We start from the raw sequence: 16228 nt of genomic DNA, 5'->3' as shown, positions 1-16228 counted from the left end.
CCTGTTCAGCGGCGTACAGATTGGAGGGCTCTCGTATGAGATAAAGGAATCACGAAGAGCGTAGCGATTCGATGATGACTTATCGCAAGGAGAGAGACCCAAATCTGCTAGCCGCTAGGGTGCTGGAGCTGGATGCAGAAACAATCTCAATTATTCACAACTCACAAATTTTATAGGTTCCTAAGCATTGAAAAAAGGGCATCTCTTGATGAGGTGCCCTTTTTGTGTTGAGTAATGTTTGGTTTCTTGGGAGCAGCGATTGTCGAAAAATGCAGAATCGCCGATAAGTTGTGATTATCGCCGATAAACTTGAAAAATCGTCGAAAAATTTACATTATCGCTGATAAAATCGAAAAAACCGCCGATAAATCGCTGGAATCGCCGATAACCTGCAACCTAGACCCGCCACATCAATCCAATTTCTTTAAAGGCTTATTGGCTGGCCCTTCCAGCACTTCACCGTCAATGGAGAATCGGGATCCGTGGCAAGGACAGTCCCATGTCCGTTCCCCGTGATTCCAGTGAACTTCACATCCCAGGTGTGTGCAAGTAGTGTCAACAATATGGAGGTTGCCTTCCTCGTCCCTGAAACCTCCGCCTTTTTGGCCGTTGATGGTTACATGGGCACCTTCGCCATTCTTCAGTTCTTCCGGTGATTTAGCGGCAGGTGTCACTTTGCCTTTAATAAGGTGTTTGGCAACATCTCCGTTGTATTCAAGGTAATGCTTGATGCTTGGGTCGGCAACAAATCGGGATGGATTGAAGATTTCTTCATAAGGGCTGGCCTTTTTGATAATCAAATCAGACAGAATCATACCGGCCGCTGTTCCTGAAGTCATTCCCCATTTCTTAAAGCCTGTTGCTACAAAAATATTTTTATGGCTGGATGTAAGCTGGCCGATGTAAGGTACTTTATCAACCGAAATCAAATCCTGGGCAGACCACCTGTAGGGAATCTCCTCAATGCCAAGTACGGATTCTGCATATTCCTCTAATGCTTTGTAATGCTTGACAGTATCTTTGCCCTGTCCGGTCTTATGGTCTTCCCCTCCGACCAAGATCAATTTCTCTCCATTTACCTCTGTAAATCGAAGTGAACGTGTTGGACTTTCAGCGTTCAGGTACATACCGCCCGGGTAATCTTTTTTTGCCTTGACCCCAAGGATATAGGAACGGCTCGCATACATCCTTGTGAAATAGAAGCCCATTCCATCAAAGAAAGGAAAGTGTGAACAGATCAAAACAGTATTGCAGCTCACTTTGTTTCCGTCTCTTGTGACAATGACAGGATTGCTGCCTTCCTGGATATCAACAGCGGTTGTGTTTTCATAGATTGTTCCGCCGTTCTTTGTGAATTCGTCTACGAGTACTTTCAGGTATTTCAGCGGGTGATATTGAGCCTGTTTTTTCATGACCACGGCGGATTTGATATCCATATCGATTGGGAGGTTCTCCACTAGTTCGCCGTCGATACCAAGTTTATTGTAAGCTGTGAACTCCTTGCGTACTTTCTGGTCGTATTTTTCTGTAGTGGCATAGACATAAGCATCTTCTTCGGTCAAATCACAGTCGATTTGCAGGTCGCTGACATTTTTCTTTATGTACTGAAGTGCGTCATCATTTGCCTGATAGTAGGTCTTTGTAAGATCGACGCCAAAATGCTGAATGAGTTCATCATAAATAAGCCCGTGCTGAGCGGTGATCTTGGCTGTGGTATGCCCGGTTGTTCCGTTTAGGATGCTGTTTGCCTCTATGATGGTTACATTCTTCCCTTGCTTGGCCAGTTCATATCCCGCCGTAATACCGGCAATCCCTCCGCCGACAATGGCAATATCCACTTCAGTATCCTGGCTGAGGGCCGGGTAGCTGTCAAAACTGACGGACTCCCTCCAATAAGGCTCCGGCGGCTCATTAAAAACCTTCTTCTTATCATTTGCTGACATAACAATCCTCCTAAAATATCTGATAAAAATAGACTTTCCAAAAAGAGGATAATTATGCTTTGGTAACATCGCCTCACCGCTTTAAAGCACTGGGGGACTGTCCCCTGTTACTTTAAAGTGGTAAAGGGAAGCTGGATTAAAGCAAAAAAAAAGACTCTGCCCACTCGCAGAGTCTTGATCAATCAGATTAATTTTTCGGCTGATTCAACAGTCTGTTTCAAAAGCATGGAGATGGTGACAGGGCCCACTCCGCCAGGAACCGGGGTAATGGCATCTGCGCGTTCAAGGCATTCCTCGTAATCAACGTCCCCGATATTGCCTTTGTTGTAACCGGCATCCAGCACCATTGCCCCCTCTTTGATCCAGGAGCCTTTGACGAAGTTCGGTTTGCCGACCGCCGCAACGACAATATCAGCATGTTTTACAATATCTTCAAGGTTTTCAGTATAGGAATGGCATGTTGTCACAGTTGCATTACGGTTTAAAAGCATCATCGATACAGGTTTGCCGAGAATAGGGCTTCGTCCGATGACAACAGCATGTTTTCCTTCAATCGGCAGCTCATAATGATCCATGATCGACAGGATGGCTGCAGGCGTACAGGAAGGATAAGTCCCGAAGCCAAGGGAAGTCTGGCCGAATCCGAGGGATGTGACTCCATCAACATCTTTTTCGATGGCAATGGCTTCAAAGGCAGCACGTTCATCTATTTGAGCGGGAACAGGATGCTGAAGAAGGATTCCATGTACCCCTTCATCTTCGTTTAAAGATTGAATCGTTTCCAATAATTCTTCTGTTGTAGTACCGCTTGCAAGGTGAATCCTCATGGAAAGGATACCAAGGCGTTCGCAGGCATTTCCTTTCATTTTCACATAAGTGGCTGAAGAAGGGTCGTCCCCGACAAGGATGGTGGCAAGGCAAGGTGTGATTCCGTTCTCTTTCAGGTTCTCGACTCTTGGCTTAAGGTCCTCTTTTACAGCAGCTGCGACACGGTTTCCATCCAGAATTAACTTTTCTTTCACGATCATTCTATTCCCTCCTGGTTAATGTCATTGAATTTTTGATTTCAGAACAAGAAAAGAGACTGACCTACAGAACATACTTCTCCCTAAAGAGGGTTTCTGCAAATCAGCCTCAGCCCAGGCGAACGGCTATTAAGCTAAAAAAAGCAGCTCCCTTGTGGTTGGTTCCACAGTCTTCGCCAGTCACTGCTTTCATCGTTTTAATTGTTGGTCTCAGTATAACACGAATATAAATCTAATTTCTACCCCTTAATGTTCGCTTTTAAAGATTTAAATATTTTATTTCTAGCTCTTTTCTTACACAATGGCTAGAACTCTCCTGCTGAACCCATTTAAGCGAGTAGAATTTTGAGAGCAAATAAATAAGCTGGATATGAGTGTTTATTTATAAGGATTCTTGTCCTTTCGCAATGTTGATTGGAGTGGAGGGGGTGTGACCTCCTGCGGGAGCAGCGGGACAGGTGAGACCCCGCAGGCGCAGCCGAGGAGGCTCAACGCCCGCCCCGCGGAGTCATCCCCCCGAAACGGAAATCAACATACCCTTTGAAAACCACAAAATAATTTTCAATAATTCCTCCAAAAGTCGTAGACCGGAATCCGGCTAATTAGTGAAAGCGTTCTCTCTCTAATACCCGATTAGTTTGAAAGGCGTCCCCAATATAATGAAAGTAACAACTGAAGCGAAAGGGGATTTTAAAATGAATAAAGATAAAGTGGTCATGATCACAGGGGCATCCAAAGGATTAGGGAGAGAGCTTGCGTTTGCTTTTGCCAAACAGGGAGCCAAACTTGCGATATGTGCACGCAGCGAAGAAAAGCTGAAGGAAGTCCAGAGGGAACTGGAAAGAGCGGGCGCAGAGGTGCTGGCAGTCGCTGCCGATGTATCCAATCCCAGAGATGTGGACCGTTTTGTTTCCATCACAGAAGGGGTTTATGGGAGAGTCGATGTATTAATCAATAACGCCTCGATATTCGGGAAGGGGCCGTCACTGCTGCTGGATTATACAAATGAAGAGTTTGAAGAAGTGTTGAGGGTGAACACGATGAATCCGCTGATGATGACAAAGCGGGTCCTGCCCGGCATGCTTTCGCGAGGCAGAGGTTCCGTGATCAACCTGACTTCAGAGGCAGGGAAGACCGGCTTTGCAGAATGGGGAGCATATGGAATCAGCAAGTTTGCGGTGGAAGGATTGACACAGACATGGGCCGATGAACTTAGTGAAACCGGAGTGCGAATGAATATGGTCGATCCGGGAGAAATGGACACGGAAATGCATGATACAGCCGTTCCTGACTGTGACTATGAACTTGCCCATCCTGCCGATGTGGTGGATGTCTTCCTGTATCTTGCTTCAGATGAAGCTTTAGGTGTCAACGGACAAAGATTTGAAGCACAAAATTTCAATTTAAGTGAGGAGGCAATCTGATGGCTGCGATCAATCATGCGTTTGAAGTTCCGCAATCGCTTAATGCAAAGATTCCTGCCGAGCGGAGAGGAAGAGGCAGGGATGATGTACGCTTAATGATCATGAACGGGGAAAAGGTTCATCATGAACGTTTTTCCTCTCTTCCGGACTTCCTTGAAGAGGGCGATCTTCTCATTTTTAACAACAGCCGGACGATCCCGGCAGTCCTGAAAGCAGCAGCGTGCAACCGTGAAGTGGAGATCAGATTATCCAGGCAGCTGGATGATAACCGATGGGAAGCCTTAATTTGGGGAGGGTTATTCCCGGCGTGTGATGAGCTTCATTTACCAAATGGGGTGAAAGCAGTCATCCATGGCAATGGAAACGAAAAACCGCTGGTCACCCTTCAGTTTTCCTTAGGCGGAGTAGAACTGATGGACTATATTTACAAGCATGGTGAGCCGATCCGTTATGAATATATTGATTCAGCTTGGACGCTGGATGCCTATCAGACTGCCTATGCATCCGTACCGGGATCGGTGGAAATGGCTTCAGCAGGCAGGGCTTTTTCCTGGAAGATGTTCGAAACACTAAAGGCAAAAGGGATCAAGACCGCCTTTTTAACATTGCATACTGGATTGAGCTATTACGGAAATGATCGCTGGCCGAACCCGAACAAGCATCCGGAAGCCTTCCATATTCCGCAAGAAACCGCAGAGCTCATCAATTCTGCAAGAAAGGCAAATGGCCGTGTGATCGCTGTCGGTACTACTGTCGTCAGGGCACTGGAAACAGCGGCTGATGAAAACGGATATATAAATGAGACAGAAGGAATTACAAATCTCTATATTAAAAACGATCATCAGCTCAAAGCAGTCGACGGACTTGTAACAGGACTTCATGAACCGGAAGCAACCCATTTAGAAATGCTGTCAGCATTCACTTATGAGCATCAACTTTTTGAGGCTTACAGGGAGGCATTGAAAAGGGGCTATCTCTGGCACGAGTTCGGGGATATGAATCTGATTTTCAGAACGGAAAAACAGTCATGAAGTGGCACCATGGGGGTATTGAGGTAAGCAGTCTTGAAAGATCAGCTGCCTTCTATGAAGAAGTCTTTCAATTTGAAGTGCAGCAATCCCTCATGTTGGGTGAAGAGAAGATCGTTTTTATGAGGCGGGGTCCGGTTACTATTGAGTTGATTGAGACCACAGAGGACTATTCGGCCCCATCCTCCCTTCACCTTGCCTGGGAGGTGGAGGACCTTTCCTGGTGGATGCAGCGGATGGAAAGTTACGGTCTGGACATTCTCGAAGGCCCTTATCGCTTGGATGACGGAATGACTGTCATTTTTTACAAAGGCCCTGATGGCGAGATGATTGAGCTCGTTTCCCATTAATGATGTGTTTATTAAAATAGCAATCTATGTTAAAGTATTTCGGGTGACAAATTAACAATAGGATGGGATATCATGAACAGAGAACACAGACTGCGCTGGTCATTCTTTACCATCGGATTATTAGTCCTCGCATTCGGAATAACTTTAACGATCAAAGGGAAAGACCTGGGCATCGGTCCCTGGGATGTTTTCCATTATGGGCTGTTCCTGAAGTTTGGTCTGACGATTGGGACCTGGTCCATCATTGCTGGCGTTATCATTTTGTTGATAACGGGACTTGCGACAAAATCGTTCCCTAAAATTGGCGCTTTTCTAAACATGCTGTTAATTGGTTTATTTATAGATTTTTTCAATTTCATCATTCCTGATACAAATTCCCTTCTGCTGCAGGCCATCTTATTCGCTGCCGGCACCATCATTATCGGATATGGAATCGGGCTGTATGTATCAGCAGACTTTGGGGCCGGTCCGCGTGACGGCCTGATGCTGCTCATCGTGGAAAAAACAGGCTGGAAGATCCAATGGGTGCGAAATGGAATTGAAGTTGCAGTATTTCTGCTGGGCTGGATGCTGGGCGGACCAGTGGGAATCGGAACTGTGATCATCGCTTTCTTCCTTGGATCGGTTGTCGGGATTTCGCTGCCTCAATGCAAGCGTCTCCTGCGCACAATGATTGAAAGAGGGACAAGAGCAGAAACCGTTTCTACAAAAATATAACTCTTAGAAAAAGGCATATCACTCGGGTGGTATGTCTTTTTTAATTGTAAAGAAGGTGAAGGGCCTCCTGTTGAAGAAGAGAAAGAGTAAAACCTGAAATGGGAGGAAGAAGATGGCGAAAATTTCTCAGCTTTTCGATTATCACGCCTGGGCGACGGATAAATTGCTTGTTTATATTGAAAAAGAGGTGCCGCAATCCTTTTCAACACAGATTGAAAGTGTGTTTCCGTCGGTAAAGGAGACATTTCAGCATCTATATGAAGTCGATTGCTTATGGTATGACAGGATGAATGAAGCTTTTCATAACGACGATTCTAAGGTTCTTTCTTCACCAGAGGAATACCGGGCCGCCTTTCAGGAGCTGCACCAGGAAATCTTGGGGTTCATCAAGGATACTGAGGATCTGGAAAACTTGATTAACTACCGTACTTCCAATGGAGAAAAGTTCACCAATAGTTTGGAAGATCTGCTTCAGCACCTCGTCAATCACGGTACTTATCACCGGGGAAATATCAGCGCCATGCTCCGCCAGCAGGGATATCCCGGCCATTCCACGGACTATATTTACTTTTTGAGGGAGAAGGAATAATGAAAGAATATATTGGAGACTGCCAGGTTTGCAGCAAACAAGTTTATTGTTTGGATGGTTTTTTCAATGGAGTTCATGAACCTGAAACGAACACCATCATTTGTTTTGAATGTACGGAAGAGACGGAGGAAAAGAAATGAACTATGCACAACAGTTGATCGATTACTTCAGGCAGCATAAGAGTGAAGAAAATGCCGGTCCCATGGAAGCCTATATGAGGAATCAATTTGAATTCCTCGGCATCAGAACGCCGGAAAGAAAAGTGCTTATCAGTGCTTTTTTAAAAGAAAATGGCAAGCAGTCCCTGGATGAGCTTCCCGCAGTTGCCCGGGAGCTCTGGGCCCAGCCGGAGCGTGAATTTCAGTATCTTGCCCTTACTCTTTTGGATAAGGAACGCAAAAACCTGACACCCGAACACCTTCCGCTCCTTGAGGAACTCGTTGTAACGAAGTCGTGGTGGGACACCATCGACACCATCGCTTCACGAATCGCCGGCTTTGTGATCAAGAAATACCCTGATGAAGGGGATTCCTTTTTGGAGAGGTGGATTGCCTCCGATAATTTTTGGCTGAACCGGACAGCGATTCTTTACCAGCTGAGTTATAAAGGGGATACCAATGAAGACAAGCTGTTTTCCTATATTAAGCAGCATTCCTCATCCAAAGAATTTTTTATCGAAAAGGCAATTGGATGGGCGTTGAGGGAGTATTCAAAGACTGCTCCGGAAACAGTGGTCAATTTTATTGAAAAAGAAGACCTGCGTCCCCTGAGCAAACGGGAAGGCCTTAAGTACCTTAAGAAAAAAGCCTGATTTTTATTCCTGGGCATTCACCCAACCGGATATGCTGCATAAGATAGAATGTGTTCTCCTACTTATCAGTATCCGAAAAGGAGTGTTTGCAGTGAGCGGAAAAGTACGTAATTATTATGCCGGCGGAAATACAGCCCGCGGGTTCCACAGCTTGTATGCTTCCAATTTGCAGGGGCTGGACCGCCTGTTCATCTTGAAGGGCGGACCGGGTACGGGCAAATCTTCGTTGATGAAAGCGATCGGAAGCTATTGGTTTAACGAGGGCTGGGATGTCGAATATCTGCACTGTTCGTCCGATAACGAAAGCATCGATGGAGTGATCATCCCGGCGTTAAAAGCGGGAATTGTGGATGGAACGGCCCCTCACGTAATTGAGCCGAATGTACCTGGTGTGGTTGAGGAATATATTAATCTCGGTTCTGCGTGGGATTCAAGTATCCTCAGAAATCATAAAGAAGAGATTACTGCCCTGACATCTGAAATCTCCATTGCTTTCCAAACGGCCTACAGTACATTTGCGGAAGCTTTGAAAATCCACGATGACTGGGAAAAAATTTATATCGACAACATGAGCTTTGAGAAATGTGATGCCCTGACGGCAGAGCTGATGGAAAAATTCTTTTCGCATATATACTTAAACAAAAAGGCTGAGGTAAGGCATCGTTTCCTTGGAGCAGCTACACCAAAGGGTCCTCGTGATTTCATCGGCAACCTGACAGAAGAGCTGCCGAAACGTTATTTCATTAAGGGCAGACCGGGAACCGGGAAATCGACGATGCTGAAAAAACTGGCACAGGCCGCAGAAGACAGGGGTCTTGATGTGGAGATCTACCACTGTGGTTTCGATCCGAACAGCCTGGACATGGTCATTGTCCGCGAGCTCGGTTTTGCGATTTTTGACAGCACGGCTCCGCACGAATATTTCCCTGAACGGGATGGGGATGAAATCGTTGATGTATATGAAAGGGCCGTCACACCGGGGACCGATGAAAAGTATTCCGAAGCGATCAAAGAGATCGGCAAAAACTATGCAGATAAAATGAAAGAAGCCACCTCATATCTGGCAAAAGCAAAAGCACTGCATGATGACCTCGAAGCCTACTACATCAGCGCCATGAACTTTGAAGTCGTCGAAGAGCTGAAGAATAATATCCAGGCAGAGCTGGCTGAACTGTCACGAAAAGAATAAAAGATTGCAAGGATAATCCGGAAGCTGGGTTATCCTTTTTGCGTTAGCACTTTAAACCACTAAAAGGGACTGTCCCTCTTAGTGGTTTAAAGCGCTAAAGGGTGCGGTAGTGGAAATCAAATTCCAGTGAAAAGAGTGCTGATTTTCATGGTATAGTGAGACACAGGGGATAACTATCAATAAGGGAGAATAAGGGGGCAATAATGATGAACTGGAATGACTGCATTGAAAGGCACAACACCCACTCAGTCAAATGGTCCTTTTCAGATGAGGAGATCATCCCGATGTGCATTGCCGACATGGATTTTCAAGTATCAGAGGCTATCACGGAGGCAATGAAAGAAAAGGCGAAACACGGTATCTATGGATATACGACTTTTAGCGAGCGGTACTTCCGTGCCATACAGATGTGGTGGAAAAGGCGCCATGACCTCGAAGTAGACAGGGAATGGATCTCTTTCAGTCCAGGAATCATCCCGGGAATGAATATTCTGCTCGGGATTTTAACAGAACCAGGAGACGCTGTCATAGTGCAGGATCCTGTTTACTATCCGTTCTACAGTACGATTGAAAACCATGGCTGCACGGTTTTAAAAAATACACTTACATATAAAAATGATCATTATCAAATGGATTTTGCAGACTTGGAACGGAAAGCGAAGGACCCGAACACGAAGGTGCTGATTCTCTGCAGTCCGCATAATCCGGTGGGCCGGGTATGGACAAGCGAAGAGCTTGGAAGGATCGCTGAAATCTGCTTGAAGCATGATGTCTGGATCATTTCCGATGAGATGCATGGAGACCTGGTCTATGAAGGAAACACTCACCACCCTTTATTCAGCGTTGGAGAGGAGCTTAAGCAGCGAAGCATTCTATGTGCCGCACCGAGCAAAACCTTCAATATAGCCGGCCTCCAGACGTCGATATTGCTGATCCCTAATCAAGAGCTGAGAGAGAAGTATGAGCACAAGCTTCTGAGTTTCGGGATGTCCCGTCCCAATGCCTTTGGTGTGGAAGGGACGATTGCTGCCTACGAGCAGGGAGAACAGTGGCTGGATGAACTGTTGATGTATCTGGAAGGAAACCGCCAGTATGCCATCAATTATTTACAAAAAAATATTCCTTCTGTAAAACCGGTGGCGCCGGAAGCAACCCATCTTATCTGGCTGGATTGCTCGGAATTAGGCATGGAACACGAAGAATTGTTTGAGTTCTTCTTGGTGGAGGCCAAGATCAAGTTTGATGAAGGGTACAAGTTCGGTCCGAGCGGCAGCAAATTTGTCAGGATGAATATCGCGTGTCCGCGTGAACGGCTGACCATGGCTTTAAGAAGAATGGATGAGGCAGTTTTGAGGAAGCGGGTCCATGACCGGTCCGGTTTGATATAGGTGAATAAGAGAGAAACACGGTATTATAAACCGGAGCAGCTATTGTAATAGGGTAGATAAGAGAGAAACACGGTATTATAAACCGGAGCTGCAGCTGTAATAAGGTGAATAAGAGAGAAACACGGTATTATAAACCAGAGCAGCTGCTGTAATAGGGTGAATAAGAGAGAAACACGGTATTATAAATCGGAGTTGCAGCTGTAATAGGGTGATTAGAAGAGAAACATACCGTTATAAGCCTGCAGTTCAGTTATAAAGGTAAGATTAGAAGAAAAACGTACCATTACAAACGTGAACCCCAGCTATAAGGGTATGATTAAAGGAGAAACATACCATTATAAACGGGATTCGGTTCTGTAAGGGAATGATTAACAAAGAAACGTACCGTTATAAATAGGAATCCCATCACTAATGGTACGTTTATCAAGAAAACATACCATTATAACCGAAAATAGCATCTGGAATGGTGCGGTTAATTAATCAGGATAGAATCATACCATTCTATAGTTCAAACCTGCCTTGGATATTCATTCATAAAGAAAGGCTGCTGTAAAAAGCAGCCTTTTTGTTATGCCCTTTTCTGCATCTCCATCAACACCTGCTGGTAGGCTTTTGCTTCACTTACCATCCCTTTTTCCTGATATAAACGGGAAAGCCATTTGACGGGTGCCGGATCATTAGGGCGCAGTTCCATATCCCAGCTGAAGCAGTCGATTGCCCGGTCAATAATATGGTATTGATAGTAGAATTCGCCCAATTGGGATTGATGGTCGGGATCGTCCAGCAGGGCTTTCATTTTTTTAATTTTTTCAGCTATGGGAAGTGATAGGTTTTGTGATTGAAGCGGCTTCATCCACTCATCCACGAAAGAGAGATCATGTCCTTTAAGGAGCGATTGGACACAGGATTTCAGGATGTTCTCGAGCTTTGCGGGGTCCTTTTGCAGGACTGGGATAATGATGTGGTTCAGTTTTTCAATAGGAATCGAAGTCTGCTGCCACTGTATCCCTTCAAAAAGGTCAACCAGTATATCAGCATCCATCTTACCTGCGATTGCAGGCGCGGCAGCCAGGAGTTCGATTGCTTTCTCATGTTCCCCGGCTCCCATGAGGTCTTGAAGGAGCTGCTGGAGGAATTCAGGATTAGCCGGAATTTCTTTTGCCAGTGAATAGAGCAGATCCCGGTAATCCCCTTCACTAAAGTGAGCGCGCAGCCAGAAGGTCAAGGGTTGAAGCGTTTCATGACAAGGGTTATGCTGGACCCTTTCGATCAGCAGAGCGGTAACAGTCAGATGTTGATTTTTACTCAGAAGCAGTTGTTGAAGGGATTGGTTGTTACTTTGTTCATGTCTGTTTTTCCAGAGTTCTGAAGCAGCGTAAAGCGGGTCTTGTTCAAGAAGTTCGAGCGGATGCTGTTTATACATCTTTTCATAAGAGCGGAAGTTCAAGTCGGCCATTGTTTGCCGCACCCATGGGTTTTCGGAGTTGATGCCGGCCAGTATTCTGAGGATTTTATAGGCATGGAAGAACTGCCCGTTTCGGCGGTACTGGTAGTAATGATTCCGTATCAGGCGGTAAAGTTTTTCGGGAGAAAGAAAGGCATCCAGGGATCGGAAGATATAAGAAGTCTCCTGGAGTGTCATGGTGGTTTGCAATTTTTTATGAAGATCATTAAAGCTGATCACTCTTGAACGCGCGTTCCTTTCGATCAGTTGATCTGCCAGGGGGTGAGGACATAAAAAAACAATTCCCTCTTTGAAAGCCTGTTCGATAAATGAGCTCCGTTTGAGCTTCATGGCTTTTTTGCAAGTCAGGAATTGTTCTTTATAGAAAAATAAGTAATGAAGTTCATGCTGGGGATTCAATGCTTCAATAAAAACAAGATCCCTGTAAAAAGCAATTCGTTCCGGGGTAAACTGTCCATGCTCCAGCAATGCTTTAGTTGTGGTCATGCATACCGCCTCCTTTTGATTTCAGTATAACACACTTCCCTGGTGACAGGCACGACCCGGAAAATGTCGAATCCCACCCGCCCGTCAACAGAGTAATCTCCTCTTGTTTAAGAAATACTAGTGGCAAAAGAAAGTTTTACCGATAGAGGGGTGAGCACATGTCATTACAGCTGATTGAAGCATATATCCCGAAGAAACATTTTGAGAAAGTGGATGAGAAGCTTAGGAAATTTGATTCCACTTCCTATGTGGTCCGCAATCATTCCAAAGAAAAGTGCCTGGTCAGGATGATTGTCAAAACGACTGATTCAGAAGAAATTCTGAATTATCTGGAAAGCATCATCAACGTGGTGGATGGTTTCGAAGCGACTTTATTTCCGGTACAGAGCCATATCAGGCGGAAAACAGAAGAGGAAGTAGAGGATGAAAAAAAGGAGAAGGAGCAGGAACGCAACTCTATCCAGCGGGCAAGCAGACATGAATTATATGTAAAAATAGAATCGATGAGCAATGTACATTTGAATTATCTTTTATTTGTCATCCTGTCATCCATTGTGGTAACCATCGGAATCATAAAGAACAGTTCCGCCATTGTCATAGGCGGGATGGTGATCGCGCCGCTGCTGGGACCGGTTATCGCGCTGGCTTTTGGCTCGATTCTCGGAGATTATAAACTGGTAAAACAAGCATTGCTGACCGTATTGGCGGGTGTCGGAATTTCCCTGCTCATTGCGATATTGTCAGGCATGGTGCTTCCGATTCCGGCGGAAAGCGAGGAGTTTACATCCCGGATGCAGGTCGATTATATGGACGGAATTCTGGCACTCGCTTCAGGTGCTGCCGGAGCACTGGCCATCTTGAGGGGGTCGCCGAGCTCACTGGTAGGTGTCATGGTAGCCGTTGCGCTGCTGCCACCGACGATTGTGCTTGGTGTGACGATAGGGGCTGCGTTATGGGAGCATGTTCTGCCATCCCTTCTGCTGCTGTCAGTGAATATCAACAGCATTTTGCTTTCAGCAGTGGTTGTCTTCAATCTATCTGGAATCCGTCCAATCAAATATGAGGAAATTCAGAGAGCCAATAACTCCAGAAAATTCGCGCTGATTTTCGTGAGCATTATATTCTTGATCCTGATTATCACGATTTTCTTTAATAATCATGCCTACTCTACGAATGGCTATCCTGCGTGATCGAAAACATCAGCTGCAGCACAATAACTTTGTCCGCCACACACAAACATGTTAAAATGAAAAGGAATGCAACTTGGCAGTTTGGTTTTAAATAATGACTATACACTGTGCGTATGAGGCGTACAATTGTTTATGAAGCGCTTACAAAATCTCACTATTACATAATGGAGGGTTAAATAATATGACTAGTAAAAAATTAGATCAATTTTTAAACGAAAACCTGAACGACTTAAGAGACCGTGGACTGTATAACGAAATTGACCCTGTTGAGGGCGCGAACGGACCGATCATCAAAATTGGCGGAAGAGACCTGATCAACCTTTCCTCCAACAACTATCTTGGATTGGCAACAGATGAAAGGCTGAAGAAGGAAGCAATCGCAGCAGTTGAGAAATATGGTGTCGGTGCAGGAGCGGTGCGTACAATCAACGGAACGCTTGATATCCACTTGGAGCTTGAAAGAAAAATTGCCGAGTTTAAAGGCACGGAAGCGGCCATCGCTTACCAATCTGGTTTCAACTGTAACATGGCGGCTATCTCTGCTGTTATGAACAAGAACGATGCCATCCTTTCCGATGAGTTGAACCATGCTTCCATCATCGACGGATGCCGCCTTTCCCGCGCAAAAGTCATCCGCTTTAACCACTCTGATATGGAAGACCTGCGTGCCAAGGCGAAGGAAGCGGTTGAATCAGGACAATACGGAAAAGTAATGGTCATCACAGACGGTGTTTTCTCCATGGACGGTGACGTGGCAAAGCTTCCTGAAATCGTGGAAATCGCTGAAGAATTCGACATCATGACTTATGTCGATGATGCCCATGGATCTGGTGTTCTTGGAAAAGGTTCCGGTACAGTAAAGCACTTCGGATTGTCTGATCGCGTAGACTTCCAAATCGGTACGCTTTCAAAAGCAATCGGTGTTATCGGGGGATATGTAGCTGGTAAACAAAATCTGATTGACTGGCTGAAAGTGGCATCAAGACCATTCTTGTTCTCTACTGCGTTGACGCCTGCCGATGTTGCAGCAACAACAAAGGCAATCGAGCTGATCTTGAACAGCACGGAACTTCAGGACAAAATGTGGGAAAACAGCAACTACCTGAAAGAAGGGTTGGAAAAACTCGGCTTTGATATCGGTAAAAGTGAAACACCAATCACTCCATGTATCATTGGGGATGAAAAAACGACACAGCAGTTCAGTAAGCGCTTGAACGAAGAGGGCGTTTATGCAAAATCCATCGTCTTCCCGACAGTGCCGCGTGGAACTGGCCGTGTAAGAAACATGCCGACAGCTGCACATACAAAAGAGATGCTGGATGACGCCCTTGCAATTTATGAAAAAGTCGGAAAAGAAATGAATCTGATTTAAGAGAGCACATTGGGGGACTATTTTCTAAAAAGATAAATTTTATAAAGGGTTGGTTAGAAAGGGAAGGTGAGCAGTTCCTGCAGGTATAGCGGGATAGGTGAGATTCCGGGACCAATCCAGCTCCAGCGGCCAGCGCCTAGCAGATTTCGGTCTCTCTCCTTGCGATAAGTCAACATCGACTCACTTTCGTTTGTCGTGTTTCCTTTATCTCATGCGAGAGCCCTCCAATCTGTACGGCGCTGAACGGCCGCTTGCGCTTTTTATTTGGGAGGTTGTAAAAGATGAAGAAAATCTTAGTAACTGGAGCTCTTGGACAGATCGGTTCGGAGCTTGTCATTAAAATGCGCGGCATCTATGGCAAGGACAATGTCATTGCAACGGATATCCGTACCATTGACAGTGAGGTAGTAACAGGGGGACCTTTTGAAATCCTGGATGTAACAGACGCAGAAAAGATGATGGAAATCGCGAAAAATCACGAAGTGGATACCATCATCCATTTGGCGGCACTTTTGTCAGCAACTGCTGAAGCTAAGCCATTGCTTGCATGGAATTTGAATATGGGCGGGCTTGTCAACGCACTTGAAGTGGCAAGAGAGCTGAACTGCAAATTCTTTACACCAAGTTCAATCGGAGCTTTTGGTCCTTCAACACCAAAAGATAATACTCCGCAGGATACCATCCAGCGCCCTACCACGATGTATGGCGTGAACAAAGTATCCGGTGAACTGCTTTGCGACTACTACTACAATAAATTCGGCGTTGATACACGCGGCCTGCGTTTCCCGGGATTGATTTCATATGCAACACCACCGGGCGGCGGTACAACGGATTACGCGGTTGATATCTATTACAAAGCGATTGAAAACGGCTCTTATACATCTTATATCGATAAAGGCACGTACATGGACATGATGTATATGCCTGATGCTTTGAATGCCATTATCAATTTGATGGAAGCAGATCCGTCCAAATTAAAACATAGAAACTCATTCAATGTGACGGCCATGAGTATCGAACCGGAGATGGTAGCGGCTGAAATCCGTAAGCATATTCCTGACTTCAAGCTGGATTATGATGTAGATCCAGTCCGTCAGGGAATTGCCGAAAGCTGGCCGAATTCCATTGATGCTTCCGCAGCAGCAGAAGAGTGGGGCTTCAAGGCAGAGTATGATCTCGCCCGTATGACCGAAGATATGCTGGAAAAATTGAAAAAGTAATTATGAAAAAGCGGATGCCCTTGGCATCCGC

At 45.5% G+C, this 16228-nt stretch carries 15 protein-coding genes and 1 riboswitch; of the genes, 12 read left to right on the top strand and 3 right to left on the bottom strand.

The features are described from left to right. Positions 1-410 precede the first annotated feature (410 nt). Both ACOJQI_RS22310 and ACOJQI_RS22305 read right to left on the bottom strand, forming a co-directional pair. Complete coding sequence (locus ACOJQI_RS22310) at positions 411-1943, bottom strand: FAD-dependent oxidoreductase (RefSeq protein ID WP_421382278.1); 1533 nt, start codon at positions 1941-1943, stop codon at positions 411-413. Between the two features lie 182 nt (positions 1944-2125). Beyond that, a complete protein-coding gene (locus ACOJQI_RS22305) occupies positions 2126-2971 on the bottom strand; it encodes a bifunctional 5,10-methylenetetrahydrofolate dehydrogenase/5,10-methenyltetrahydrofolate cyclohydrolase (RefSeq protein WP_421382276.1) in 846 nt (281 codons plus the stop codon). A 102-nt stretch (positions 2972-3073) separates the two neighbouring features. Then, positions 3074-3162: riboswitch (ZMP/ZTP riboswitch) on the bottom strand. A 501-nt stretch (positions 3163-3663) separates the two neighbouring features. Between ACOJQI_RS22305 and ACOJQI_RS22300 the strand changes: the two genes are divergently transcribed. The 9 genes from ACOJQI_RS22300 (at position 3664) to ACOJQI_RS22260 (ending at position 10464) form a co-directional block, all read left to right on the top strand. Beyond that, positions 3664-4392: an SDR family NAD(P)-dependent oxidoreductase gene (locus ACOJQI_RS22300; RefSeq protein ID WP_421382274.1), complete on the top strand. Its 729-nt coding sequence runs from the start codon at positions 3664-3666 to the stop codon at positions 4390-4392. Continuing rightward, positions 4392-5423 carry an S-adenosylmethionine:tRNA ribosyltransferase-isomerase gene (locus tag ACOJQI_RS22295; protein WP_421382272.1) on the top strand — a complete coding sequence of 344 codons (1032 nt, stop codon included), beginning with the start codon at positions 4392-4394 and terminating at the stop codon, positions 5421-5423. Before ACOJQI_RS22300 ends, ACOJQI_RS22295 begins: the two co-directional genes overlap by 1 nt. Next, a complete protein-coding gene (locus ACOJQI_RS22290) occupies positions 5420-5770 on the top strand; it encodes a VOC family protein (RefSeq protein ID WP_421382270.1) in 351 nt (116 codons plus the stop codon). The genes ACOJQI_RS22295 and ACOJQI_RS22290 overlap by 4 nt, the downstream gene beginning before the upstream one ends. Positions 5771-5842: 72 nt before the next feature. Continuing rightward, on the top strand, positions 5843-6487 hold the full coding sequence (locus ACOJQI_RS22285) for a YczE/YyaS/YitT family protein (RefSeq protein WP_421382268.1): 645 nt from the start codon (positions 5843-5845) through the stop codon (positions 6485-6487). 112 nt (positions 6488-6599) lie between these two features. Then, the gene (locus ACOJQI_RS22280) at positions 6600-7076 is read left to right on the top strand and encodes a DinB family protein (RefSeq protein WP_421382266.1); all 477 of its coding nucleotides are present in this window, start codon (positions 6600-6602) and stop codon (positions 7074-7076) included. Then, the gene (locus ACOJQI_RS22275; protein WP_421382264.1) at positions 7076-7216 is read left to right on the top strand and encodes a hypothetical protein; all 141 of its coding nucleotides are present in this window, start codon (positions 7076-7078) and stop codon (positions 7214-7216) included. The genes ACOJQI_RS22280 and ACOJQI_RS22275 overlap by 1 nt, the downstream gene beginning before the upstream one ends. Then, positions 7213-7887, top strand: a complete 675-nt coding sequence (locus tag ACOJQI_RS22270; protein WP_421382262.1) for a DNA alkylation repair protein — start codon at positions 7213-7215, stop codon at positions 7885-7887. The genes ACOJQI_RS22275 and ACOJQI_RS22270 overlap by 4 nt, the downstream gene beginning before the upstream one ends. 91 nt (positions 7888-7978) lie before the next feature. Then, positions 7979-9076 carry a PRK06851 family protein gene (locus tag ACOJQI_RS22265; RefSeq protein WP_421382260.1) on the top strand — a complete coding sequence of 366 codons (1098 nt, stop codon included), beginning with the start codon at positions 7979-7981 and terminating at the stop codon, positions 9074-9076. Between the two features lie 203 nt (positions 9077-9279). Beyond that, positions 9280-10464 (top strand): MalY/PatB family protein, encoded by a 1185-nt coding sequence (locus ACOJQI_RS22260; RefSeq protein WP_421382258.1) that lies wholly within the window; start codon positions 9280-9282, stop codon positions 10462-10464. A 568-nt stretch (positions 10465-11032) separates the two neighbouring features. Here ACOJQI_RS22260 and ACOJQI_RS22255 read toward each other — a convergent pair. Then, positions 11033-12415: a hypothetical protein gene (locus ACOJQI_RS22255; RefSeq protein WP_421382256.1), complete on the bottom strand. Its 1383-nt coding sequence runs from the start codon at positions 12413-12415 to the stop codon at positions 11033-11035. Positions 12416-12573: 158 nt separating this feature from the next. On the opposite strand from ACOJQI_RS22255, the gene ACOJQI_RS22250 reads away from it, so the two are divergent. From ACOJQI_RS22250 to ACOJQI_RS22240, 3 genes are all read left to right on the top strand, one after another. Then, positions 12574-13605, top strand: a complete 1032-nt coding sequence (locus tag ACOJQI_RS22250; RefSeq protein ID WP_421382254.1) for a TIGR00341 family protein — start codon at positions 12574-12576, stop codon at positions 13603-13605. A gap of 181 nt (positions 13606-13786) precedes the next feature. Further along, positions 13787-14977 (top strand): glycine C-acetyltransferase, encoded by a 1191-nt coding sequence (locus tag ACOJQI_RS22245; protein WP_421382252.1) that lies wholly within the window; start codon positions 13787-13789, stop codon positions 14975-14977. A 281-nt stretch (positions 14978-15258) separates the two neighbouring features. Beyond that, positions 15259-16197, top strand: a complete 939-nt coding sequence (locus tag ACOJQI_RS22240) for an L-threonine 3-dehydrogenase (RefSeq protein ID WP_421382250.1) — start codon at positions 15259-15261, stop codon at positions 16195-16197. Positions 16198-16228: the final 31 nt, after the last annotated feature.

The organism is Bacillus salacetis (genome assembly GCF_049177075.1).
Taxonomy (GTDB): Bacteria; Bacillota; Bacilli; order Bacillales; family Bacillaceae_B; genus Rossellomorea; species Rossellomorea salacetis_A.
This window is presented reverse-complemented; position numbering and strand designations above follow the sequence as displayed.